Origin of the sequence: Siccirubricoccus sp. G192 (genome assembly GCF_019084075.1) — a bacterium.
Classification (GTDB): domain Bacteria; phylum Pseudomonadota; class Alphaproteobacteria; order Acetobacterales; family Acetobacteraceae; genus G192.
In genome coordinates this window covers 551,511-574,821 of sequence record NZ_JAHREN010000001.1, presented here as the reverse complement: position 1 = coordinate 574,821, position 23,311 = coordinate 551,511, and the positions used below count along the sequence as shown (strand labels likewise).

The 23,311-nt window shown below is 71.0% G+C and carries 23 protein-coding genes and 4 pseudogenes; 18 read left to right on the top strand and 9 right to left on the bottom strand.

From position 1 onward, the window contains the following. Positions 1–56 precede the first annotated feature (56 nt). Positions 57–422, top strand: coding sequence for a DUF6481 family protein (locus tag KSF81_RS02680; protein WP_217377619.1), 366 nt, complete (start codon positions 57–59; stop codon positions 420–422). A 6-nt stretch (positions 423–428) separates the two neighbouring features. Here KSF81_RS02680 and KSF81_RS02675 read toward each other — a convergent pair whose 3' ends face one another. From KSF81_RS02675 to KSF81_RS02665, 3 genes are read right to left on the bottom strand one after another with little or no spacing between them, the layout of a single operon-like run. After that, the gene (locus KSF81_RS02675) at positions 429–881 is read right to left on the bottom strand and encodes a GNAT family N-acetyltransferase (protein ID WP_217377618.1); all 453 of its coding nucleotides are present in this window, start codon (positions 879–881) and stop codon (positions 429–431) included. Continuing rightward, positions 878–1,720, bottom strand: coding sequence for an alpha/beta fold hydrolase (locus KSF81_RS02670; protein ID WP_217377617.1), 843 nt, complete (start codon positions 1,718–1,720; stop codon positions 878–880). The genes KSF81_RS02675 and KSF81_RS02670 overlap by 4 nt, the downstream gene beginning before the upstream one ends. Beyond that, entirely contained in the window at positions 1,717–2,091 is a 375-nt protein-coding gene (locus KSF81_RS02665; RefSeq protein WP_217377616.1) for a hypothetical protein, read from the bottom strand. Before KSF81_RS02665 ends, KSF81_RS02670 begins: the two co-directional genes overlap by 4 nt. Positions 2,092–2,206: 115 nt before the next feature. Between KSF81_RS02665 and KSF81_RS02660 the strand changes: the two genes are divergently transcribed. The 5 genes and pseudogenes from KSF81_RS02660 (at position 2,207) to KSF81_RS02645 (ending at position 5,391) form a co-directional block, all read left to right on the top strand. Then, positions 2,207–3,637, top strand: a complete 1,431-nt coding sequence (locus tag KSF81_RS02660; protein WP_217377615.1) for a lactate utilization protein B — start codon at positions 2,207–2,209, stop codon at positions 3,635–3,637. A 42-nt stretch (positions 3,638–3,679) separates the two neighbouring features. After that, positions 3,680–4,444 carry an LUD domain-containing protein gene (locus KSF81_RS02655; protein WP_217377614.1) on the top strand — a complete coding sequence of 255 codons (765 nt, stop codon included), beginning with the start codon at positions 3,680–3,682 and terminating at the stop codon, positions 4,442–4,444. A gap of 7 nt (positions 4,445–4,451) precedes the next feature. Then, positions 4,452–4,778 carry a hypothetical protein gene (locus tag KSF81_RS28915; protein ID WP_254454290.1) on the top strand — a complete coding sequence of 109 codons (327 nt, stop codon included), beginning with the start codon at positions 4,452–4,454 and terminating at the stop codon, positions 4,776–4,778. 13 nt (positions 4,779–4,791) lie between these two features. After that, entirely contained in the window at positions 4,792–5,028 is a 237-nt protein-coding gene (locus KSF81_RS28910; protein ID WP_309139453.1) for a Smr/MutS family protein, read from the top strand. Further along, positions 5,025–5,391 (top strand): annotated as a pseudogene (locus tag KSF81_RS02645) (helix-turn-helix domain-containing protein). The gene KSF81_RS28910 and the pseudogene KSF81_RS02645 overlap by 4 nt, the downstream one beginning before the upstream one ends. A 139-nt stretch (positions 5,392–5,530) precedes the next feature. On the opposite strand, the gene KSF81_RS02640 reads toward KSF81_RS02645, so the two are convergent. From KSF81_RS02640 to KSF81_RS02630, 3 genes and pseudogenes are all read right to left on the bottom strand, one after another. Continuing rightward, positions 5,531–6,148: a hypothetical protein gene (locus tag KSF81_RS02640; protein WP_217377612.1), complete on the bottom strand. Its 618-nt coding sequence runs from the start codon at positions 6,146–6,148 to the stop codon at positions 5,531–5,533. A gap of 159 nt (positions 6,149–6,307) precedes the next feature. Continuing rightward, a pseudogene (locus KSF81_RS02635) lies at positions 6,308–6,917 on the bottom strand (Maf family protein). Continuing rightward, positions 6,914–7,825, bottom strand: a complete 912-nt coding sequence (locus KSF81_RS02630) for a pyruvate, water dikinase regulatory protein (protein WP_217381534.1) — start codon at positions 7,823–7,825, stop codon at positions 6,914–6,916. The pseudogene KSF81_RS02635 and the gene KSF81_RS02630 overlap by 4 nt, the downstream one beginning before the upstream one ends. A gap of 299 nt (positions 7,826–8,124) precedes the next feature. Here KSF81_RS02630 and hemE point away from each other — a divergent pair, with 299 nt between their 5' ends. The 6 genes and pseudogenes from hemE (at position 8,125) to KSF81_RS02600 (ending at position 13,700) form a co-directional block, all read left to right on the top strand. Beyond that, positions 8,125–9,204 (top strand): uroporphyrinogen decarboxylase, encoded by a 1,080-nt coding sequence (gene hemE / locus KSF81_RS02625; RefSeq protein WP_217377611.1) that lies wholly within the window; start codon positions 8,125–8,127, stop codon positions 9,202–9,204. Between the two features lie 70 nt (positions 9,205–9,274). Continuing rightward, complete coding sequence (gene hemH / locus KSF81_RS02620) at positions 9,275–10,357, top strand: ferrochelatase (protein ID WP_254453330.1); 1,083 nt, start codon at positions 9,275–9,277, stop codon at positions 10,355–10,357. Continuing rightward, positions 10,357–11,019, top strand: a complete 663-nt coding sequence (locus KSF81_RS02615) for an HAD family phosphatase (protein ID WP_217377610.1) — start codon at positions 10,357–10,359, stop codon at positions 11,017–11,019. The genes hemH and KSF81_RS02615 overlap by 1 nt, the downstream gene beginning before the upstream one ends. Then, positions 11,016–11,468, top strand: coding sequence for a protoporphyrinogen oxidase HemJ (gene hemJ, locus KSF81_RS02610; protein WP_217377609.1), 453 nt, complete (start codon positions 11,016–11,018; stop codon positions 11,466–11,468). The genes KSF81_RS02615 and hemJ overlap by 4 nt, the downstream gene beginning before the upstream one ends. A 305-nt stretch (positions 11,469–11,773) precedes the next feature. After that, positions 11,774–13,049 (top strand): annotated as a pseudogene (gene rho, locus KSF81_RS02605) (transcription termination factor Rho). Positions 13,050–13,127: 78 nt separating this feature from the next. Beyond that, complete coding sequence (locus KSF81_RS02600) at positions 13,128–13,700, top strand: HD domain-containing protein (protein WP_217377608.1); 573 nt, start codon at positions 13,128–13,130, stop codon at positions 13,698–13,700. Between the two features lie 45 nt (positions 13,701–13,745). Here the strand turns inward: KSF81_RS02600 and KSF81_RS02595 are convergent, their stop codons facing one another. From KSF81_RS02595 to KSF81_RS02585, 3 genes are read right to left on the bottom strand one after another with little or no spacing between them, the layout of a single operon-like run. Beyond that, positions 13,746–14,717, bottom strand: coding sequence for a quinone oxidoreductase (locus tag KSF81_RS02595; RefSeq protein ID WP_217377607.1), 972 nt, complete (start codon positions 14,715–14,717; stop codon positions 13,746–13,748). After that, positions 14,714–15,217: a methylated-DNA--[protein]-cysteine S-methyltransferase gene (locus tag KSF81_RS02590; protein ID WP_217377606.1), complete on the bottom strand. Its 504-nt coding sequence runs from the start codon at positions 15,215–15,217 to the stop codon at positions 14,714–14,716. Before KSF81_RS02590 ends, KSF81_RS02595 begins: the two co-directional genes overlap by 4 nt. Positions 15,218–15,254: 37 nt before the next feature. Then, a complete protein-coding gene (locus tag KSF81_RS02585; protein ID WP_217377605.1) occupies positions 15,255–17,294 on the bottom strand; it encodes a thioredoxin domain-containing protein in 2,040 nt (679 codons plus the stop codon). 102 nt (positions 17,295–17,396) lie between these two features. Here KSF81_RS02585 and KSF81_RS02580 point away from each other — a divergent pair, with 102 nt between their 5' ends. The 6 genes and pseudogenes from KSF81_RS02580 (at position 17,397) to KSF81_RS02555 (ending at position 23,304) form a co-directional block, all read left to right on the top strand. Continuing rightward, entirely contained in the window at positions 17,397–17,774 is a 378-nt protein-coding gene (locus tag KSF81_RS02580; protein ID WP_309139452.1) for a (2Fe-2S) ferredoxin domain-containing protein, read from the top strand. A 16-nt stretch (positions 17,775–17,790) separates the two neighbouring features. After that, entirely contained in the window at positions 17,791–19,107 is a 1,317-nt protein-coding gene (mnmE, locus tag KSF81_RS02575) for a tRNA uridine-5-carboxymethylaminomethyl(34) synthesis GTPase MnmE (protein ID WP_217377604.1), read from the top strand. 45 nt (positions 19,108–19,152) lie between these two features. Then, complete coding sequence (gene mnmG / locus KSF81_RS02570) at positions 19,153–21,024, top strand: tRNA uridine-5-carboxymethylaminomethyl(34) synthesis enzyme MnmG (RefSeq protein WP_217377603.1); 1,872 nt, start codon at positions 19,153–19,155, stop codon at positions 21,022–21,024. Beyond that, on the top strand, positions 21,021–21,638 hold the full coding sequence (rsmG, locus tag KSF81_RS02565) for a 16S rRNA (guanine(527)-N(7))-methyltransferase RsmG (RefSeq protein ID WP_217377602.1): 618 nt from the start codon (positions 21,021–21,023) through the stop codon (positions 21,636–21,638). Before mnmG ends, rsmG begins: the two co-directional genes overlap by 4 nt. A gap of 7 nt (positions 21,639–21,645) precedes the next feature. Further along, positions 21,646–22,444, top strand: a pseudogene (locus KSF81_RS02560) (ParA family protein). Further along, complete coding sequence (locus KSF81_RS02555; protein WP_217377601.1) at positions 22,441–23,304, top strand: ParB/RepB/Spo0J family partition protein; 864 nt, start codon at positions 22,441–22,443, stop codon at positions 23,302–23,304. The pseudogene KSF81_RS02560 and the gene KSF81_RS02555 overlap by 4 nt, the downstream one beginning before the upstream one ends. The last annotated feature ends 7 nt before the right edge of the window (positions 23,305–23,311 follow it).

Below are 23,311 nucleotides of genomic sequence, written 5' to 3'. Positions count from 1 at the left end.
GTCCCAGCGCCGGGTTCGGCTATTCCGCGCCTGCACCGCATCAGGAGAGCGCTATTTTGAGGGCCTACAAGGGCGATGGCCATACCGACCGATTGAAGGCAGCCGCGGAGGCCAAGCGGAACCTGCTGGACCGGTTCCGCGCGCAGCCAGGCCCCGATGATCCGGCCGTCCAGCAGCGGCAGGCCGAGCGCAAGGCGATCGCCGAGGCCCGTGAGGCCCGCATCGCCGAACGCAAGGCTGCGCGCGAGGCCGAGGCGGCCCGCAAGGCCGAGGAAGAGGCCGCCCGCAAGGCCGAGGAAGCCGCGCGCGAGGCGGCCGCAGCCGCCGAGAAGATCGCCGAGGCGGCCCGCGCCCGCGCCCTGCTGGCCGAACAGAAGGCCGCCCGCGACGCCCGCTACGCCGCCCGCAAGGCGCGCCGCTAGCAGCGATCAGCCCGGCGGCAGCCGGCGGATGAAGCGCTGCTCGCCCGGCGGGGCCAGGCCCCGCCGGTGCCAGCCCAGGCGGCGGTAGAAGCCCGGCGCGCGCAGCCCCGGCCCGGTGCCGGTGAGCAGCCAGGCCTCTCGCCAGCCCTGCCGCGCCAGCCAAGCCTCGGCCTCCCGCAGCAGGGCCCGGCCGAGGCCGTGCCCCTCATGCCCGGGCAGGACGAAAAGGGCGAAGACGCTGCCCTGGCCCGCATCGGCGATGGAGAAGCCGGCGTCCCGGCCATGGTCCCGGGCGATCCAGCCGGCGCCCTCGGTGGCCAGCAGCGCCGCGACATTCCGCGGCGTAACCCCGGCGGCGGCCAGCGCCGCGCGGCGCATGGCGTTCTGCCGCACCGCGGTGCGGATGCGGAACAGGGTCGGGATATCGGCGGCGGTGGCGGGGCGGATGGCGATGCTCATCCCCGCGCCGCGAATTCCTCCAGCACCGGCAGCAGCCAGCGGCGCAACGCGGCAAAATCCTCGCTCATCGGGAAATGGCCGAGGCCGGGCATGATGCTGGCCCGCGCACCGGGGATGGCCTCGGCGGTGGCCAGCGTGTCCTCCGGCCGGCAGGAATAGTCGTAATCGCCGGTCAGCAGCACCACCGGGCAGCGGGTGGTGTCGATGCGGGCGAGTTTCGGCCGCAGGTCGCCCTCGCCCTTGTAGAAATGCAGGTCGCCTTTGAACACGCCGGGCCCGCCCTGCATGTAGTGCCACAGCGTCTCCCAGCGCCCGGCATCGGGGGATTTCGGGCTGACCAGGCCGGAGACCACGGCGGCGCAGACCTCGCCGCCATGGATATGCGGGTGGTGCAGCACCGCGGTGTCGTAATAGGGGTCCACGAAGGCGCTGCCCTGCAGGCCGATGACGCCGCGCAGCCGCTCCGGGTGTTCCGCCGCCAGATCCAGCACGATGCGGCCGCCGATGGAGCAGCCCATGACCAGCGGCTGCTCCAGCCCCAGCGCCCCGGCCACTGCCAGGACCATGCCGGTATAGCCGGCGGTGGTGAGGCGGTATTCCTCGCCCTGCCAGCCCTCCGGCGGCGAGGATTTGCCATGCCAGGGCATGTCGAAGGCGATGCAGCGGAAGCGGCGGGTGATCTCCGCGTCGTTCAGCAGCTCGCGCCACTGCCGGCCATCGCTGCCGGCGGTGTGCAGCAGCAGCAGGGGAATGCCTTCTCCGGCCTCCTCGAAATAGAGGCGGTGCGGCCGGCCTTCGAGTTCGAGGCGGAGGTAGCGGCCGGTGATGGGCTCGATCATGTCCCGGCCCCTTCCCGCAGCAGGGCCAGCGCCCCCTTGAACCAGAAGAGATGCGCGAAGAAGGGCACCAGGTCGCCCTCCAGCCGCAGCGCGCCATGGCGGCGGAGCGCCATCAGGTCGTGCCAGCCGGGCGGCGGCTCGGGCGCCAGGAAGCGGGCGAAGCCAGCGGGGTCCAGCCTGAGTGCCAAGGTGAAGGAGGGCAGCACGAAGGGGCCGGGCCGCAAGCCCAGCACCTGGCCATCGCGCACCGTGAGCAGCCAGGATTCGGCGCCGACCTCCAGCAGCACATCGGCATCGAGGCAGCGGCCCCAGCGGCGGAGCGCCGGGGTGGCGGCGATGCGGGCGGGCAGCCCCTCCATCGGCAGCGGCATCGGTGGTTCCTTCTCCCGGGCCGAAGCTAGGGCGGCGGCGCGGGCCGGTCCATAACCCCCCTGGCTCCGGCGCCCTGCCGCGCTACATTCCAGGGCCTTCAGGAGTGTCCCGCCCGTGCATGTCACCTCCCCCGCCTTCAAGGAGAATGCGGCCCGCGCCCTGGCGAATCCCGGCCTGCAGAAGGCGCTGGGCACCGCCAAGGGCGCCTTCCTGGCCCGCCGCGCCGCCGCCGTCGCGGCCCTGCCGGAATTCGAGCGGCTGCGGGAGATCGGCCGCGACATCAAGAACCACACCCTGGCCAACCTCGACTTCTACCTCGAAGCCTATGAGGCCAAGGTGAAGGCCGCTGGCGGCCAGGTCCATTGGTGCTCCACGGCCGATGACGCGCGCGCCACGGTGCTGGCGATCTGCCGCCGGGCCGGCGCCCGAACCGTGACCAAGGGCAAGTCGATGATCTCCGAGGAACTCGGGATCAACCAGCACCTGGAGGCGCATGGCATCCGGCCGGTGGAGACCGACCTCGGCGAATACATCCTGCAACTGCGCCAGGAAGCGCCCAGCCATATCATCGCCCCCGCCTTCCACCTGAACCGCGAGGATTGGGAGGCGGATTTCCGCCGCCTGCACACCGACCTGCCGGCCGACCGCGTCTTCGCCGAACGCCGCGACATCATGACCGAGGCGCGCGGCAAGCTGCGCGGCAGCTTCCTCGCCGCCGATGTCGGCATCACCGGCGCCAATTTCCTGATCGCCGAGACCGGCAGCAGCGTCATCGTCACCAACGAGGGCAATGGCGACCTAACCCAGACCCTGCCGCGCGTGCATATCGCGCTGGCCAGCATCGAGAAGGTGGTGCCGACGCTGGAGGACGCGACCAGCCTGCTCAGGCTGCTGGCGCGTTCCGCCACCGGCCAGGATTTCTCGGTCTATACCACCTTCTCCACCGGGGCGCGGCGCGAGGCCGATCTGGACGGGCCGGAGGAATACCATGTGGTGCTGATCGACAACGGTCGCTCCAACATGATCGGCACCGACTTCCAGGAGATGCTGCGCTGCATCCGCTGCGCCGCCTGCATGAACCACTGCCCGGTCTATGGCGTGGTCGGCGGGCATGCCTATGGCTGGGTCTATCCGGGGCCGATGGGCAGCGTGCTGACGCCCTCCCTCGTCGGCATCGAGAAGACCGCGCTGCTGCCGAACGCCTCCACCTTCTGCGGCCGCTGCGAAAGCGTCTGCCCGATGAAGATCCCGCTGCCCAAGATGATGCGGCACTGGCGGGAGCGGGAATTCGAGCGCCACCTGACGCCGGCCGGCATCCGCGGCAATCTCGGCGCCTGGGCCTTCCTGGCGCGGCGGCCCGGCCTCTACCGGCTGGCGACGCGGGCGGCGATCGGGGCGCTCGGGCTGCTCGGCCGCGGCAAGGGGGCCTTCCGCTCGCTGCCGCTGGCCGGGGGCTGGACCGGGGGGCGGGACCTGCCGGTGCCGGAGCCGGGCGGCACCTTCATGGCGCGCCATGCGAAAACCCGGCGGCAGAGGCATGCGTGAGACCCCTGGGCATGCACCGGACCAGGGGCTAGGACCGAAGCGATGAGCAAGGACGCTATCCTCGGCGCCATCCGGCGCGGCCTGAAGCGTGGCCCCCTACCTGCGGACCAGGCGGCGATGCTGCAGGGGCGGCTGGCCACGCATCCGCGCCACCTGATCCCGGCGCGCTCCCGCCTGCCGCGGCCGCAGCAGGTGGCGCTGTTTGTGCGGAATGTCGAGAAGGAATTCGGCACGGTGGAGCGGGTGCCGGATCTCGCCGCGGTCCCCGCCGCCGTGGCGGACTACCTGGCGGCGCAGAACCTGCCCTCGCGCTTCGTCATGGCGCCGCATGCGGAACTCGCCGGCATCCCCTGGAAGGACCGGCCGCTGCTGGAATTCGAGGCGCGGCGGGCGGAGGGGTCCGACCAGGTGAGCCTCCAGCACGGCTATGCCGGCATCGCCGAGACCGGCACCCTGATGTTCCCCTCCGAGGCCGGCCGGCCTGTCACGCTCAACCTCCTGCCGGAGACGGAGATCGTGGTGCTGCGCGCCAGCCGCATCCGCGGCGCCTATGAGGAGGCCTGGGACCTGCTGCGGGCGGAAAGCCAGGATACCCGCAGCGGCGGCTTCATGCCGCGCAATGTCATGCTGGTGACCGGCCCCTCGCGCAGCGCCGATATCGAGCAGACCCTGGAACTCGGCGCGCATGGGCCGCGGCGGCTGCATGTGGTTCTGGTGGATGACGACCCGGCGGCGCTGCCGATGGCCGATGCGGACGTGGCGCCGCCGGTCTCGGTGCCCGGCGGCCCGGCCGCGCCCGGGGACTAGGCATGCGATGGCGGCGCGACGAACCAGCGGACTGACCGAGCACGACCGCGCGCTGTGGCGCGCCTATACCATGCAGGCGCGGGTGGCGCCGCTGCCGGGCCATGCGCTGGAGGCGGCGACCCCTGCGGTGGTCTCCACCCCCGCCGCGGCCCCGCCGCCCCCCAGGATCGCGCCCGCAGCGGCACCCTCCCGCGCCGCCGGCCCGGCGCGCGCCGCCGAGTTGCATATCGGCGCGCCCCCCGGGCGGCCTCGACGGCAAGCGCTGGCGCGACCTGCGGCGCGGCCGCACCCGGCCGGAACGCACGCTCGACCTGCACGGCAGCCGCGCCCATGACGCGCATCTGGCGGTGCGCCGCTTCCTGGCCGAGGCGCAGGCGGATGGGCTGCGCTGCATCGCCATCGTCACCGGCAAGGGCTCCTCGCTGGAGGGCGGCGTGCTGCGGCGGGAGCTGCCGCATTGGCTGAATGCGCCGGAGCTGCGTGGCCTGCTGCTCGGCGCCGCGCATCCGCATCAGGCGAATCCCGGCGCGGTGCACCTGCTGCTGCGCCGCGCCGCCAGCCACCGGGGGCCTAGCCGCGCATGACCCCCTTCGGCGCCCGGCTGCGCGCGCTGCGCCAGGCGCGGGGCCTTGGCCTGAAGGAGCTGGCGGCGGCGCTGCATGTCTCTATCCGCCTATCTCTCGGCGCTGGAGCACGGGCACCGGGGCCGGCCCTCGCCGGGGCTGATCCATCAGGTGAACGAGTATTTCGGCCTGATCTGGGACGATGCCGAGGAAATGGCGCGGCTGGCGCGGCTCTCGCATCCACGGGTGGTGCTGGACACCGCCGGCCTCAGCCCCGAAGCGACCGAATTGGCGAACCGCCTGGCACGGGAGATCCGGCACCTGCCGCCGGCCGCGGTCGCGGCGCTCGCCGCCGTGCTGGATGCGCTGCCGCCGGAGGGCTAGCGCAGGCGTTGCTTGGGCGGAAGACCGGGAGGGCGCTGCCCTCCCGGACCCTCCCGGCAGGCCGGAACCCGGCCTGCACCGGTTGCAGTTTTAGCCTGCCTCCTGCCGGTCCAGGGGGCGAAGCCCCCTCCTATGCCGTTCAGGGGCGCTCCGCCTCGACCAGCGGCCCGCCCAGCAGCCGCGCCGCATGCGTCACCTTGCGGCGGCCATGGGTGCGGGCGGTGAGCAGGGTCGCGGTGTGGCGGTTGTCGTGCAGTTGCGCCAGGCCGAAGCCATGGCTCCGCAGCAGCAGGAAGTGGTCGGTGACGCGCAGCAGGTACCAGCCGGGATCGAGCCCGTCGCGGACCAGGCGCAGCAGGCTCGGCCGTGGTGCCTCCGGTAGCACGAGCGGCGCGTGCGGAATCCCGTCCGCCGCCAGCGCGGCCAGCAGGTCGCGCCAATAGGCGGTGACGATCGGGCCGCTTTCCGGGTACCAGGCCGGCGCCGCGGCGCGCAGCAGGGCGCTGGCCTCGGCATAGTCCCGGCCCGTCGCCAGGGCGAGGGCGGCGGGGCCGCACCAGGGGGCAAACCCGTCATTCTCGGCCGCCAGGTCGTCATGGCTGCGTAGCCCGGCGGGCAGCAGCAGCCCCGCCTCGTCGCCAAGGGTGGCGACAAGGCTGCGGCGGCCGGAATCGGCCCGGTTTGCCTCGCTGCGATCGGTCTCGGCCCGCAGACCGGCAGGCCCGGCAGCGGTGCCGGGCTGGTCCTGGAATTCCATGGGCCTGGTCCCTTGTGCGCTGCGGCACCCCCAATGCTGCGCCGCACCACACAAGATCGTGACCCCATGGCCCGCCGTCAACAGTGATCTCGCGCGGCCGCGAGATTTCGCCCTAATGTGGCGGATTCCGGTTGTTCCGGCCAGAGCCGCGACGCCGCCCTATCCCAGCAGCACCCCATGGCCGCGCAGGAAATCCAGCAGCGGCAGCAGCGGCAGGCCAAGGATGGCGCTGTGCTCGCCCCGGATGTCGCGGAAGAGGTGCGGCCCCAGCCCCTCCAGCCGATAGGCGCCAACCGAGGCCAGCAGCTGCTCCCCTCCGCCGCCAGATAGGCGTCGAGGAAAGCGTCGGAGAAGTCGCGCATGGTGAGGCGCGGCCCGGCCAGATGCTGCCAGACCCGGCCGCCATGCCGCCAAGCGACCATGGCCGTCACCAGCTCATGCGGCCGGCCGCGCAGCGCCAGCAACTGGGCCCGGGCAGCCGCCAGATCGGGCGGCTTGTCGAACCAGGTGCCGTCGCAGACCAGCAACTGGTCGCAGCCGATCACCAGCGCCTCCGGATCCCGCCGGGCAATGCGCTGGGCCTTGGCCTCGGCCAGCAGCAGGGCGGCCTCGCCGGGGGGAGCCCCGCCGCCCCGGCGCTTGCCTTGATCGCCGCCTCGTCCACCGCGGCGGCTTGCGCGGTGAAGCCGATCCCGGCGGCCTCCAGCACCGCCCGCCGGGCCGCGGAGGCGGAGGCGAGGACCAGCCGTGGTTCCGGCTGCTGGATCATTCGCGCGGCTCCAGCCGCGGCTGGCTGACGCCGAGCACCGCGGCGGCCGGGTCCTCCGGCGCGGCGCCAGGGGCGCGGCCGCGGCGGACATGCCAGGCCTCCATCAGTTGCAGCACGGTGGCGGCGGTTTCCTCGATGCTGCGGCGCGTCACATCGATCACCGGCCAGCCATGCTGGCTGCAGAGCCGGCGCGCCGCCAGGATCTCCGCCTTCACGCTGTCATGGTCGACATAGTCGTTGGTGTCCTGCCGCACCCCGGAAGCGCCGATCAGCCGCAGCCGGTGGCGGCGGATTTCGATCAGCGCATTGGTCTCGATGGTGAGGCCCACCACCGGGCAGGGTGGTTCGTCGAGTTCCTGCGGCAGGGTGGCATTGGGCACGATCGGCACATTGGCGGCCTTGATGCCGCGATTGGCCAGGTAGAAGCAGGTCGGCGTCTTGCTGCTGCGGGAGACGCCGACCAGGCAGACATCGGCCTCCGCGATCCCCGCGGTGCCCTGGCCGTCGTCATGCGACAGCACGTAGTGCATGGCGTCGATGCGGCGGAAATAATCCGCATCCATCACGTGCTGCGCCGCCCGCTTCTCCCGCGCCCGGGCGCCGAGCTGGCCTTGCAGCAGGTCCACCACCTGGTCGAGCACCGAGAGGCAGGGCACGCCGAGCCTTTCGCAGCTTTCCTCCAGCCCGTGCCGCAGGCTGCGGTCCACCAGGGTGAAGAGCACCGGGCCGGGCTCATGCTGCAACCCCTCCAGCACCCGGTCGAGTTGCAGGCGGGAGCGGATCAGGCTCCAGCGGTGATGGATCACGTGATGGTCCTCGAACCGCGCGAGGGTGGCGCGGGCCATCGAGTTCAGGGTCTCGCCGGTGCTGTCGGAGACCAGGTGCAGGTTGATGACTCGGTGGGACATCATGGGAGAATAGCGTGGGTTTCTGGGGATATCGGGGAAAACTCCGTCCCCTCCGGCGGGTTCGGTGGAAAACCAGGGAGAGGGCGGCACCTCGCCGACTCACGGGAGGATTTCGCGACCCTCCCGCCCATGAGTCGGGGCGGATCGGATTCCGCCAGGGGCTTCAGCGACTTGGCGGCCTGCCCTCACGTGGATGGGGCTGTGGATGGATGCGCCGGGACTTGCCTCCCCGTGATCCACAGGCCCAACAGCTCTCCACCCCCTTCTAGAAAACCTGTTTTCTTGCGAGAGAGAGGCCGATGGAAAGCGATCCGACGGCTTCGACGAGTGCGGCGGCCCCTGGCGGGGGCAAGCCGCTGCTGCGTGCCCTGGGGGGCGAGGCGGTCTGGCCGCCGCCGCTCTGGCTGATGCGCCAGGCCGGCCGCTACCTGCCGGAATACCGTGCGGTGCGGGCGGAGGCCGGGGATTTCATCGCGCTCTGCACCAGGCCGGAGCTGGCGGCGGAGGTGACGCTGCAGCCGATCCGCCGCTATGGCTTCGATGCGGCGATCCTGTTCTCCGACATCCTGATGGTGCCCTGGGCGATGGGCCAGCCGCTCCGCTTCGCCGAGGGCGAGGGGCCGCTGCTCGAACCCGTGCGGGACGCCGCGGCGATCGGCGGGCTGGCGGTGGAGGGGGTGGCGGAGCGCGCGGCGCCGATCCTGGAGACGCTGCGGCGGGTGCGCGCCACGCTCGATGCGGAGGCGCGGCGGGTGGCGCTGATCGGCTTCGCCGGCAGCCCCTTCACCGTCGCCTGCTACATGGTGGAGGGACGCGGCGGCCGGGATTTCGCCGCGGCGCGGGGCCTCGCCTATGCCGACCCGCTGCTCTTCGGCCGGCTGATCCGGATGCTGGTGGAGGCGAGCACGGAGTATCTCTGCGCCCAGGCCGAGGCCGGGGCGGAGGTGCTGATGCTCTTCGACAGCTGGGCCGGGCTGCTGCCGCCGGCGCAATTCCGCCGCTGGGTGATCGAGCCGACGGCGCAGCTGGTGCGGGCGGTGCGGAAGCGCCATCCGGCGATCCCGATCATCGGCTTCCCGCGCCTGGCCGGGCCGATGCTGGCGGAATACGCGCAGCGCAGCGGCGTGCAGGCGCTGGGCCTCGATACCACCATGGATCTCCGCTGGGCGGCCGGCGCGGTGCCGGCGGGGATGGCGTTGCAGGGCAACCTCGACCCGCTGGCCCTGGTGGCCGGCGGCGCGGCGCTGGAGGCGGAGGCGCGGGCCAATCTGGCCGCCATGCGCGGCCGGCCCTTCGTCTTCAACCTCGGCCACGGCATCGTGCCGCAGACCCCGCCCGAGCATGTGGCGGCGCTGGTGCGGCTGGTGCGGGCGGGGTGAGGCCTTCGGTGGCTCTTGACCGGCTGGCACCCGGGCGCATCTGGTGCGCGCGATGATGGAAAGGCCAGGCATGCGGCGGGTGGCGGTGGTGCTGTTCAATCTCGGCGGGCCGGATGCGCCGGAGAGCGTGCGGCCCTTCCTGGAAAATCTCTTCACCGACCCGGCCATCCTGCGGGTGCCGGGCTTCATCCGCCCCTGGCTCGGCCGGCTGATCGCGGCGCGGCGGACCAAGGCTGCCTGCGAGAATTACGCCATCCTCGGCGGCGGCTCGCCGCTGCGGGAGCTGACCGAGGCGCAGGGCCTCGCGCTGGAAGCCCTGCTGAACGCGGAGGCAGGACCCGCGGCGGAATACCGCTGCTTCGTCGCCATGCGCTACTGGCACCCCTTCAGCGATGCGGCGGCGCGCGCGGTGCGGGACTGGGGGGCGGAGGAGGTGCTGCTGCTGCCGCTCTATCCGCAATTCTCCACCACCACGACCGGCTCCTCCATGCGGGCCTGGGGAGAGGCCGCGGCGGCGATCGGCCTCGACCTGCCCACCACCACGCTCTGCTGCTGGCATTCCGATGCCGGCTTCACCACGGCCACCGCCGCGCTGGTGCGGGCGGCGCATGACCGGGCGCGGGCGGAACTGCCGGCATCGGTGCCCCTGCGGCTGCTGTTTTCCGCGCATGGCCTGCCGGAGCGGATCGTCAAGGCGGGCGATCCCTACCAGTGGCAGGTGGAACGCAGCGTCGCCGCGGTGGTGGAGCGGCTTGGCATCGAGAGCCCGGATCATGTGGTCTGCTACCAGTCCCGCGTGACGCCGCAGAAATGGCTCGGCCCCAGCACGGAGGCCGAGCTGCAACGGGCGGCGCAGGACCGCGTGGCGGTGCTGGTCTGCCCCATCGCCTTCGTCTCGGAACATTCGGAGACGCTGGTGGAGCTTGACGTGGAATACCGCGAGGCGGCGCATCGGCTCGGCGTGCCCGGCTATTTCCGGGTGCCGGCGCAGAACAGCGACCCCGGCTTCATCGCCGCCCTGGCGGGGCTGGTGCAGCGCGCGCGTGGCAGCGGCCGCATGCTGTGCAGCTACGCGGGCGGCCGGCAATGCCCGAAGCAGCATACCGGCTGCCCCCATACGAGGGCCGCGCTGCGCGTGAAGGACGCCGCGTGATGCCGCCTCTCCCGCCGGCGGCGGTGCTCTTCGACTGCGACGGGGTGCTGGCCGATAGCGAGGGGCTGGTGAACCGCCTGGTCGCGGCCGAGCTCACCGCGCGCGGCTGGCGGCTTTCCGCGGAGCAGGCGCGCGAGACCTTCCTCGGCATGGCGCTGCCCGACATGCTGCCGGTGATCGAGGCGCGGGTCGGCTGCCTGCCGGCGGATTGGGCGCTGGTGCTCTCCGACCGCATCGGCCAAGCCTTGCTGGCCGAGGTGCAGCCGGTGCCCGGCGCGATGGCGGCGGTGCGGGCGGTGGTGGCGGCGGGCATCCCGGTAGCGGTGGCCTCCAATTCGGCGCGGGCGGAACTGGCGGCCAAGCTGGCGCGGCTTGGCTTGGCGGAGCCTTTCGCCGGCCGCGCCTTCAGCTTCGAGGATGTGCGGCGGCCGAAGCCGGCGCCCGACCTCTATCTGGCGGCGGCGCGGGCCTGCGGCGCCGACCCGGCGCAATGCGTGGTGGTGGAGGACAGCCTGCTTGGCGCCGAGGCGGGGATGGCCGCCGGCTGCCGGGTGCTCGGCCTGACGCTGGAGACGGATGCCAGGGTCTTCGAGGCGATCGGCGCCCTGCCCTTCGCCGCCATGGCGGCGCTGCCGGGCCTGCTGGGGCTTGCCGCGGCATGACGGTGGATGCGCTGGCGCCCTTCTATCTCTGGACCAAGGCTTTCCACCTGATTTCGGTCTTCGCCTGGATGGCGGGGCTGTTCTACCTGCCGCGGCTTTTCGTCTACCACACGCAGGTGGCTCCCGGCGGCGCCGAGAGCGAGCGGTTCAAGACCATGGAGCGCCTGCTGCTGCGGGCCATCATGAACCCGGCCATGGTCGCCGCCTGGCTGCTGGGGATCACGCTGGTGCTGACGCCTGGCGTGGTGGATTGGCGTGCCGGCTGGTGGCACGGGAAGATGCTGGGCTTCCTCGGCATGACGGTGTTCCACCATCATCTCGGCTATGCGCGGAAGGATTTCCTGGCGGACCAGCGGCGCCATTCCGAATGCTATTGGCGAATCGTGAACGAGGTTCCGACCCTGCTTCTGGTGCTGATTGTCGTAATGGTGATCGTGAAGCCCTTCTGAAACTTAGAGAAATACTTGACTTCCCGGCAGCTACCGCCACCTGCTGGGTTGACGGATCATGGTGCAATCCCTATGGTTGTGCCGTTACCCCGCCGGCAGCGGGCCGCCTCCAAGGGCTGGCTGCCATCTGCTTTCCCTCCTCTCCTCCTCCTCGGGACATCGCCGGCCGGCGGCCCCGACCCCTTCCGGGTCGTGTTCGCGGCACAGGCGGAAAGGCCGGGGCCACGCGCGGAATTCCGCCGCGCTGCTGCCACCGGCGTCATTGGGAAGGGTCCCGTTCCCCTCGCATCCGGACGCGCCGCGCCATGCATCTTTCCGAACTCAAGGCCAAAAGCCCCGCTGACCTGCTGTCCTTCGCCGAGGAATTGCAGATCGAGAACGCATCCTCCCTGCGGAAGCAGGACATGATGTTCGCGATCCTGAAACAACTCGCCGAGAACGAGCAGGCGATCTATGGCGAGGGCACGCTGGAGATCCTGCCGGACGGCTTCGGCTTCCTGCGCAGCCCCCAGGCGAATTTCCTGCCCGGGCCGGACGACATCTACATCTCCCCGGCCCAGGTGCGGCGCTTCGCGCTGCGCACCGGCGACACGGTGGAGGGGCAGATCCGGGCGCCCAAGGACGGCGAGCGCTACTTCGCGCTGCTCAAGGTCAATGCCATCAATTTCCGAGCCGCCGGAGGCGCTGCGCCACCGGATCAATTTCGACAACCTGACGCCTCTCTACCCCAACCGGCGCCTCAAGATGGAAAACCCGGAGGCCGAGAGCGCGGCGAAGGGGCCGAGCAAGGACTATACCCATCGCGTCATCGACCTGATCGCGCCGATCGGCATGGGGCAGCGCGCGCTGGTGGTGGCGCCGCCACGCACCGGCAAGACGGTGATGCTGCAGAACATCGCCAAGTCCATCACCGCCAACCACCCCGATGTCTTCCTGATGGTGCTGCTGATCGACGAGCGGCCGGAGGAAGTCACCGACATGGCCCGCACCGTGCGCGGCGAGGTGGTGGCCTCCACCTTCGACGAGCCGGCCACGCGCCACGTGCAGGTGACGGAGATGGTGCTGGAGAAGGCCAAGCGCCTGGTCGAGCACAAGCGCGACGTGGTGATCCTGCTGGACAGCATCACCCGCCTCGGCCGCGCCTATAACAGCGTGGTGCCGAGCAGCGGCAAGGTGCTGACCGGCGGCGTGGATGCCAATGCGCTGCAACGCCCGAAGCGCTTCTTCGGCGCGGCGCGCAATATCGAGGAAGGCGGTTCGCTGACCATCATCGCCACCGCGCTGATCGATACCGGCAGCCGCATGGACGAGGTGATCTTCGAGGAGTTCAAGGGCACGGGTAACTCCGAGTTGATCCTCGACCGCAAGCTCTCGGACAAGCGCACCTTCCCGGCGATCGATATCACCAAGTCCGGCACCCGCAAGGAGGAACTGCTGGTGGACCGCGCCACGCTGGCCAAGATGTGGGTGCTGCGGCGCATCCTGAACCCGATGGGCGTGCAGGATGCGATGGAGTTCCTGCTGGACAAGCTGAAATACAGCAAGACCAACCAGGACTTCTTCGACGCGATGAATACCTGAGGGCCGCCGCGCCTGCCGGGCCATTACCAAGGGGGGCGCGAGCCCCCCCTTTTTCGTCTGCCGACCAGGGGAGAGGGCATGGAGCAGAAATCCGACACGAGCCTTGCCGATATCCTCCGCGCCGCGGTCTTCGCCGGCCGCGTCCACGCCACCCACCGCCGCAAGGGCATGGCCTCCGAGCCCTATGTGAACCATGTGCTGGAGGTGGCGGAGATCCTCGCCACCCATGCCGCGCCATCGCAGGCGATCATCGCCGGCCTGCTGCATGACGTGGTCGAGGACAGCGACCAGGACCCGGAACCCACCACCCTCGAACACATCGCCGCGCAATTCGGTGCGGCGGTGGCCGGCATCGTCGCCGAGGTCTCGGATGACAAGTCGCTGCCGAAGGAGGTGCGGAAGGCCTTGCAGGTGCGCCAGGCGCCCAAGGCCTCGGAGGTGGCGAAGCTGGTGAAGCTCGCCGACAAGATCTCCAATCTTCGCGCCATCACCTTGAGCCCGCCGGCGAATTGGGACCATGCGCGGCGGCTGGAATATGTCGGCTGGGCCGGGCGCGTCGCGGCCGGGCTCCGCGGGGTGAACCCGGCGCTGGATGCGCTGTTCGACGCCACCTACCGGGATGCGGTGGCGCGGCTGGCTGTCGAGACCTGACCGGAAAAATTTCTGGCCGGAATCAATCCGGCCAGAACGCTGGTTTTACGGAATGAACACCGTGCTTCCGGTTGTTTTCCGGCTTTCCAGCGCCCGATGGCCCTCCGCCGCATCCTTCAGCGGAAAGCGCTGGTTGATCTCGATCTTCACCGCGCCGCTCTTCACCACCTCGAAGAGGTCCTTGGCCGTGGCCACGAGATCCTCGCGCTTCGCCGTATAGGTGTTCAGCGTCGGCCGCGTCACATAGAGCGAGCCCTTGGCTGCCAGGATGCCGAGATCGGGCACCGCGACGGGGCCGGAGGCATTGCCGAAGCTGACCATCAGCCCGAGGGGCGCCAGGCAGTCGAGCGAGGTGGTGAAGGTGTCGCGGCCGACGCTGTCATAGACCACCGGCACCATGGCGCCGCCGGTGATCTCCTTTACCCGGGCCGGGATATCCTCATTGGTCAGCAGCGCATGCGCCGCGCCATGCCCTTTGATGAGTTCCGCCTTCTCCGGCGTGGAGACCACACCGATCACCGTCGCGCCCAGATGCTTCGCCCATTGGCAGAGAATGAGGCCGACGCCGCCCGCCGCCGCATGCAGCAGGATCGTCTCGCCAGCCTTCACGGCATGGGTGCGGCGGATCAGGAATTGCGCGGTCATGCCCTGCAGCATCATCGCGGCCGCCTGGGTGAAGTCGATCCCCTCCGGGATCTTCACCAGCCGGTCGGCATTGACGCAGCGCGCCTCGGCATAGGCGCCGAGCGCGCCGGCATAGGCCACCCGGTCGCCCGGCTTGATATCGGTGACGCCATCGCCCACCGCCTCCACCACGCCGGCGCCTTCCATGCCGATGGTGGCCGGCATGGAGGGGGCCTTGTAGAGGCCGGTGCGGAAATAGACGTCGATATAGTTCAGCCCGACCGCCTTTTGCCGCACCAGAGCCTCGCCCGGCTTGGGATCGGGCAGCGGCACCTCCTCCCACACCATCTTCTCGGGGCCGCCGTGCTCATGGACGCGAATGGCGTGGTTCATCGGAATGGTTCCTTGGCATCAGGCCCGGGCATGCGGGTATGCCACAGGCTGCGGTGCTCTAGATCAAGCAGGTAGCGTTTGGTAGCCGGGCCGTCGCCGCCGGAATAGCCGCCGAGCGCCCCGCCCGCCGCCACCACGCGGTGGCAGGGGATCAGGATCGGGATCGGGTTGGCGCCATTGGCGCCTCCGATGGCGCGGGCGGAACGGCAGCCGATCTCGCGGGCGATCGCGATATAGGACCGCGTCTCGCCCGTGGGGATGCGCCGCAGCGCCGCCCAGACCGTCTGGCGGAAGGGCGTGCCGTGGGGTGCCAGCGGCAGGTCGAAGACCACCGGCCGCCCGTCGAAATAGTCGTGCAGCAGGCTCGCCGCCCGGCGGAGCAGCGGTGTCTCGGTGCGGTCGCGGCCGCGGCCCCAGTCCAGGGCGACGATCGCCCCCTCCTCTTCCGAAAGGGTGATATCGCCGAGGGGGGGTGATGAGTGAGAGTTGCGGCATGGCAATCAGCGGGGCGGATGCGACACCGCCCCGCGCCTCCCGTCAAGCATTCCGCATCCGATCAAGCGCAATGGTGAGCGCCGCGGGGTCGGTCACCGGCAGGGAGCAGGTGCCGCCGCGGCAGACATAGGCGGCGGCCCTGCCCGCCACGGGCCCCTTGCCTTGGGCGGGGTGGCCGGCGGGCAGGCTGGCGGGGTCGGGCGCGCGCAGCAGGGCCATGGCGGGGTCAGGATGCGCCAATGCCACCTGCGCCAGGGCCTGGGCCTCCGGGGAGGCCGGGTCGCCGGCGATCACCAGGCTGGCGCCCTCGGTCAGCAGGTCCGCGGCGGTGAGCAGCAGGGGCATGGCAGCCAGGCCCTGCTCCTGCCCGGCGAAGGCGCCGATGGTGGCCTCGGCGGCGATCCGCCAGCGGTCCTCGCCGGTCAGCAGGAAAAGCCGCGCCTGCACCTCAGCCAGCATGCCATTGCCGGAGGGGGTGGCATTGTCGCCGGCGGTGCGGCCACGCACCAGCACATCCCCGGCATCGTCGGCGGAGGTGAAATAGCCGCCATCGGGGGCCGCGAAGTGCCGCTCCACCGCCTCCGCCCAGGCGATGGCCTGGCGCAGATAGGCGGCCTCGCCCGTGGCTTCGTGGAGGGCAAGGGCGGCGCGGGCCATGGCGGCATGGTCCTCCAGCAGGCCGGCGGCGCTGGAACGACCCTGGCGCCAGGCATGCAGCAGACGGCCATCCGGGGCCGCCATGCCGGTCGCGACGAAGTCGAAGGCACGGCGGGCGGGAGCCAGCCAGTCCGGCCGGCCGAAGACGGCGGCGGCGCGGGCCAGGGCGCCGATCATCAGCCCGTTCCAGTCGGCCAGCACCTTGTCGTCGCGGCCGGGCCAGATGCGGCGGGACCGGGCCTCGAACAGGACGGCGCGGGAGCGGGCCAGGACGGCCTCCTCCGCCTCGCCCAGGGGATCGGGATGGGCACGGCGGTTCAGGATGCTGTGGCCTTCCCAATTGCCTGATTCGGTCACGTCATAGACACGGCGGAACAGGGCGGCATCGGGGCCGAGCAGGGCATCCACCTCCGCCGCGGTCCAGACGTAGAATTTGCCCTCCTCGCCCTCGCTGTCGGCATCCTGAGTGGCAGCGAAGGCGCCGCCCTCGGCCAGCATCTCGCGCAGCAGCCAGCCGACGGTTTCCTCCGCCCGCTCCGCATAAAGGCGGTCGGGCCGGCCGGCATGGGCCAGGGCCAGAAGCTCCAGGATCTGGGCGTTGTCGTAGAGCATCTTCTCGAAATGCGGCACGAGCCAGATGGCATCCACGCTGTAGCGGGCATAGCCGCCGCCGAGATGGTCGTAGATCCCGCCCTGGCTCATGCGCCGCAGCAGCAGATGCGTGACCTCGACGCAGGCCGGCTGGTCCAGGCGGAAACGCATCTGCCAGAGGAAGCGGAAGACCGGCGGGTTGGGGAATTTCGGCGCCCCGGAGAGGCCGCCTTCCTCCTGGTCCGTGGCCTTCACAAGGGCCAGGGCGATACGGTTGAGCTGCGCTTTCCCCGGCACCGGCCCGGGGGTGGTGGCGGCCATGCGGGTCAGGGCGCCCTTCAGCGCCGAGACATTCTGCAGGACCTTGCCGTCCTCCTCGCGGTAAGCGCCGGCGACGCCCTGGAGCACCTGCCGGAAGCTCGGGCGGCCGTAGCGGGGCTCCGGCGGGAAATAGGTGCCGCCCCAGAAGGGCTCGGCCCTGGGGGTCAGGAACATCGTCAGCGGCCAGCCACCATGCTCGCCCAGCAGGTGCAGCGCGTTCATGTAGAGTGCGTCGATATCCGGCCGCTCCTCCCGGTCCACCTTGATATTGACGAAGAGCGCGTTCATCAGCGCCGCCGTCTCCGGGTCCTCGAAGGATTCATGGGCCATGACATGGCACCAGTGGCAGGCGGCATAGCCGACCGAGAGCAGGATCGGCTTGTCCAGGGATTGGGCCTCGGCCAGCGCCTCCGGGCCCCAGCTTCGCCAATGCACCGGGTTCCCGGCATGTTGCAGCAGATAGGGGCTGCTGGCATGGCGCAGCTGGTTCTCGGGCGGGGGGGAGCGTGGCATGGCTGGACATCGGGAGCCCTGGTCGCAAGGGGATGTGGTCGCTACATGGGTCGCGGGAGGCGACTTCACACCCGCCTCCCGCCCATCCTGCGGAGAGACGCCGTGACCGATGCGCCCGTTCCTGACGCCTTGCAGCAGGATCCGCCGCCCTATTTCAGTGCCCATGTCTTCGTCTGCTGCAACCGGCGGCCGGAGGGGCATCGGCGCGGCAGTTGCGCGGCCAAGGGCAGCGAGAAGCTGCGCGACTACATGAAGGCGCGGGCCAAGGAACTTGGCCTGAAAGGGGTGCGGGTGAACATGGCGGGCTGCCTCGACCGCTGCGAATTCGGCCCGACCATGGTGATCTACCCCGAAGGGGTCTGGTACCGGCCGGCGAGCCCGGCGGATATCGACGAGATCCTGGAAACCCACCTCCAGGGCGGCGGCAGGGTGCGGCGGTTGCTGCTGACGGAACGGGACGTGCTGCCACCCAAGGGGTGAATTGGCCCAGGCTTACATGAATTCGGATGTTATCTTCGCCCTGGCCTCCGGTGCCGGGCGGGCGGCGGTGGCGGTGCTGCGGCTCTCCGGCGCTGGCACTGGTGGAGTTGTGGTGGCGCTGGCTGGGGCCTTGCCGCCGCCACGCCTGGCCAGCCTCCGCCGCCTGCGCCACCCGTCAAGCGGCGAGGTGCTGGACCGGGCGCTGCTGCTCTGGTTCCCAGGGCCACGCAGCTATACCGGCGAGGATGCGGCGGAACTGCACCTGCATGGCGGCCCGGCGGTGATCGCCGGGGTCGCGGAGGCGCTGGTAGCCGCCGGCGCCCGCCCGGCCGAGCCCGGTGAGTTCAGCCGCCGTGCCTTCCTGCACGGCAAACTCGACCTGACCGCAGCCGAGGGCATCGCCGACCTGGTGGCGGCGGAAACCGCGGCGCAGCGGCGCCAGGCGCTTCGCCAGGCGGAGGGGGCGCTGGCCGCGCTCTATGGCGGCTGGGCAACACGGCTGACCCGTCTGCTGGCGCAGCAGGAAGCCTTCATCGAGTTCGAGGATGAGGACCTGCCGGCCGGGCTGGATGACGCGGTGGGCCGGGCGGCGGCGGCGCTGCGGGCGGAGATGGCGGCGCATCTGGCCGACGGCGGAAGGGGCGAGCGGCTGCGGGATGGCCTGCTGGTGGCGATCCTCGGCGCGCCCAATGCCGGCAAGTCCTCGCTGCTGAACGCGCTGGTTGGGCGGGAGGCGGCGATCGTCTCCGCCCGGGCCGGGACGACGCGGGATGTGGTGGAGGCGCGGCTCGACCTTGGCGGCGTGCCGGTGACCCTGGCGGATACCGCCGGGCTGCGCGAGGCGGCGGACGAGATCGAGGCCGAGGGCGTGCGCCGCGCCCGGCGTCGGGCCAAGGAGGCTGACCTGGTTCTCGCACTCTTCGCCGCGGACCAGGCACCGGATGCGGAGACGCTGGCCCTGGTACGGCCGGGCGTGCTGGCCGTGGTGAACAAGGCGGATTTGGCGACGGTCCCGGCCTTGCTCGGCGGGGTGCCGGTGATCGGCCTTTCGGCCAGGACCGGGGATGGCCTGCCGGAACTGCGGGCGCGGCTGACGCAGGAGGCGGCGGCCCGGGCCGGGTTGGCAGCCGAAGCACCGCTGACCCGGCCGCGGCACCGCGCGGCCTTGCAGGACGCGGCGGGCTGGCTGGCGGAGCTGGACTCGGCGGTCCTGCCGGGATTGCGGGCCGAGGCGCTGCGGGCGGCGCTTCGGGCACTGGGCCGCATCACCGGCCAGGTCGGGGTGGAAGCGGTGCTGGATGCGGTCTTCGCGGAGTTCTGCATCGGCAAATAGGCCGGGGCCCTTCGGTGCCGGGACGGCCTCCGCTATAGAGCCGCCATGCATGACGAAATCTGGGATGTGGTGGTGGTGGGCGGCGGCCATGCCGGTTGCGAGGCGGCGGCCGCGGCGGCGCGCTGCGGCGCCCGCACCCTGCTGCTGACGCACCGCATCGGCACCCTCGGCGAGATGTCCTGCAACCCTGCCATTGGCGGGATCGGCAAGGGGCATCTGGTGCGCGAGATCGATGCCCTGGACGGCCTCATGGCCCGCGCCGCCGATGCCGCCGGCATCCATTACAAGCTGCTGAACCGGAGCAAGGGGCCGGCCGTGCGCGGACCGCGCGCCCAGGCAGACCGCAAGCTCTACCGCGAAGCAGTCCAGGCGCTGTTGCGGGCGACACCAGGCCTGACGCTCGCGGCCGAGGCGGCTGAGGACCTGATCCTCGGCACGGATGGCCGTGCCGCCGGGGTGGTGACGGCTTCGGGCCGCAGGATCGCCGCCGGGGCGGTGGTGATCACTACCGGCACCTTCCTTCGCGGCGAAATCCATATCGGCGAGCGGCGCATCCCGGCCGGCAGGGTCGGAGAGGCGCCGGCCATCGGCCTGGCGGAAACCCTGCGCCGGCTGGGGCTGCCGCTGGCCCGGCTCAAGACCGGAACGCCGCCGCGGCTGGATGGCAGGACCATCGACTGGGCAGCGCTGGAGCCGCAGCCGGGCGATGACCCGCCCGAACCGCTCTCCTGGATGACGGAGCGGATCGGGAACCGGCAGGTCGCTTGCGCCATCACCACGACCACCCCGGCCACCCATGACCTGATCCGCGCCAACCTGCACCGCAGCGCCGTTTATGGCGGGCGGATCGAGGGGGTGGGGCCGCGCTACTGCCCCTCCATCGAGGACAAGGTGGTGCGCTTCGCCGACCGCAGCCGGCACCAGATCTTCCTGGAGCCGGAGGGACTAGACGACGACACGGTCTATCCGAACGGCATCTCCACCAGCCTGCCGGAGGAAGTGCAGGCGGCGCTGGTCGCCTCCATTCCCGGGCTGGAGCGAGCGCGCATCCTGCGCCCCGGCTATGCCATCGAATACGACCATGTCGACCCGCGCGCCCTGGCACCGAGCCTGGAACTCCGCGCAGTGCCGGGGCTGTTCCTCGCCGGCCAGATCAATGGCACCACCGGCTATGAGGAAGCGGCGGCGCAGGGCCTGCTGGCCGGGCTGAACGCTGCCTGCCGGGCTGCCGGGCAGGTGCCGGACCGGGTGCTGCATCGGGGCGAGGCCTATGCCGGGGTGCTGGTGGATGACCTGGTGCTGCAAGGAGTGACGGAGCCCTATCGGATGCTGACCGCCCGCTCGGAATTCCGCCTGGCGCTGCGGGCGGACAATGCCGGCTTGCGGTTGACGGAGAAGGGCATCGCCTGGGGTTGCGTCGGGCCAAGCCGAGCCGCGGCGCATCGGACCTTCAGTGCCGCCGTGCAGGAGGCGCTGGCGCGGGGCCGGCAGGATGGCGCCAGCCCGGCGCGCTATGTCGCCGCAGGGGTGCCGGTGAACCAGGACGGGCGCTGGCGGAGCGCGCTGGAGGCGCTCGCTCTTCCCGCCATGACGGCGGAAGCGGCGCTGCGGCTTTTCCCCTGGCTGCGGGACCTGCCGCCGCGGGTGCGGGCGGAATTGGACGCGCAGGCGCTCTATGCCCCCTATCTGGAGCGGCAAGCCGCGGAGTTGCGGGTGCTGGAGCGGGAGGAGCGCCTGGCCATCCCGCCGGTGCTGGATTTCGCCGAGGTGCCCGGGCTTTCCGCGGAAATGCGCCAACGCTTGGCCAAGGCTCGCCCGGCGACACTCGGTAGTGCCGGGCGGATTCCAGGCGTCACGCCGGCTGCGCTTGCGGCCCTCTGTGTCCATCTGCGCCGGTCCGAGGCGCGTTTCACGTGAAACCGGAGACGCTGTCGGACTTCGGCGTTTCACGTGAAACAGAGGCCAAGCTGCACGACTTCCTGGCGCTGCTGCAACGCTGGAACGCGCGTATCAACCTGGTTGCTGAAGCCGATATGGCCGTGCTCTGGCGGCGGCACATGCTGGACTCGCTCCAGCTTGCCCCGCTGCTGCCCCGTGGCGATGGCACCATCACAGACCTCGGCTCCGGCGCCGGCTTCCCGGGCCTGGTCCTCGCCCTGGCGACAGGCAGGCCAACCCATCTGGTCGAATCGGACCGCCGCAAAGCCGCCTTCTTGATCGAGGCGGCCAGCACCCTTGGCCTGCACCGGGTTTCCGTGCATCCCCTCCGAATCGAGGCGGCCGCCCTTCCACCATCCGCGGTTCTTACCGCCCGTGCGCTCGCGCCATTGCCGGATCTGCTGCGCTACGCGCACCGCCTGCTGGCCCCGGACGGCATTGCGCTCTTTCCGAAAGGGCGTTCCGTCGCTCAGGAATTGACGGCAGCCGCCCGGGGCTGGAATATGCGGATCGAACGGTTCCCGAGCCGGACCGACGCCTCTTCCACCATCCTCCGCATCAGCGAGATCCGTCCTGTCGGCGCAAAAGCCTGATCGCGCGATGCCTCGTGTCATCGCCCTCGCCAACCAGAAGGGCGGAGTCGGCAAGACCACGACAGCCATCAACCTGGCGACCGTCCTGGCGGCGGAGCATCGCGTGCTGCTGATCGACCTCGATCCGCAGGGCAATGCCTCGACCGGCCTCGGCATCTCCCGCGCGGATCGCGGCATCGGCAGTTATGCGCTGCTGATCGAGGAGCGCCCTTTGGCCGAGGTGATCCGCCCGACCGCCATCCCCAAGCTCTCCATCGTGCCCGCCGATCCGGACCTGGCCGGCGCCGAGGTGGAATTGGTGGGCATCCAGGACCGCGAGCACCGTTTGCAGGACATCCTCTGGGCAGTGCCGGATGTGTTGCGGCGCTACGACTACATCTTCCTGGACTGCCCCCCCCTCGCTCGGGCTGCTGACCCTGAATGCCTTGGTGGTGGCGGAAAGCGTGCTGGTGCCGCTGCAATGCGAATTCTTCGCGCTGGAAGGCGTCACCCAGATCACCCAGACCATCGAGCGGGTGCGCCATGCCCTCAACCCGAGATTGGCGCTGGAGGGCATCGTGCTGACCATGTTCGATCGACGCAACAACCTGTCGGAGGCGGTGGCCTCCGATGTCCGCGGTTATTTCAAGGACCAGGTCTTCGAGACGATGATTCCCCGGAGCGTCCGGATCAGCGAGGCGCCATCGCATGGCCTGCCCGTCACCCTCTATGATTTCCGCTCACCGGGCGCCCAGGCCTATGTGAAGCTGGCAACCGAGTTGCGTCGGCGGGAACGGGAACGGGCGCGAACGAGGAAGAAGGCATGACGACGACGGTGAGGAAGGCGCCGCGGCTTGGACGCGGCCTCTCCGCCCTGCTGGGCGAGGCACCCGCCGCCTCTGCCCCGGGCGGTGCCGAGGCGCTGCGCAGCCTGCCGATCGAGAAGCTGGAGCCCGGCCCCTTCCAGCCGCGCGGCCCGATCGACCCCACACCGCTCCAGGAATTGGCGGATTCGATCCGGGAGCATGGCGTGCTGCAACCCATCCTCGTGCGCCCGAAGCCGGACCAGGAGGGCCACTACCAGATCATCGGCGGCGAGCGCCGCTGGCGGGCCGCCCAGCTCGTGCCGCTGCACGAGGTGCCGGTGGTGGTCCACAACCTCACCGACCGCGAGGCCATGGCGGCCGCGCTGGTCGAGAATCTCCAGCGCCAGGACCTGAACGCGCTGGAGGAGGCCGAGGGCTACCGCCGCCTGCTCGACGAATTCGGCCTGACCCAGGATGCGCTGGGCCAGTCCGTTGGGAAAAGCCGCAGCCATGTGGCCAATACCCTCCGCCTGCTCGGCCTGCCGGACCGGGTGCGGGAATTGCTGCGGGAGGGCGCGCTCACTGCCGGCCATGCCCGCGCCCTGCTCACCACGCCCAATGCCGAGGTGCTGGCCCTGCAGGTGGTGGATCGCGGCCTGAATGTCCGCCAGACCGAGGCGCTGGCCGCCAGCAAGCCGCGCGACCCCGCCGCCCGCCCAACCACCCAGCCCGATCCCGAAACTGCGGCGCTGGAGCGGGAATTGTCAGGCCGCCTCGGCCTCAAGGTGGCGATCCGGCATGGCGGGCGCGGCGGGCAGGTCACCATCCATTACCGCGATCTCGACCAGTTGGATGGGGTGATCCGGCTGCTGCAGGGCTGACCGGCGC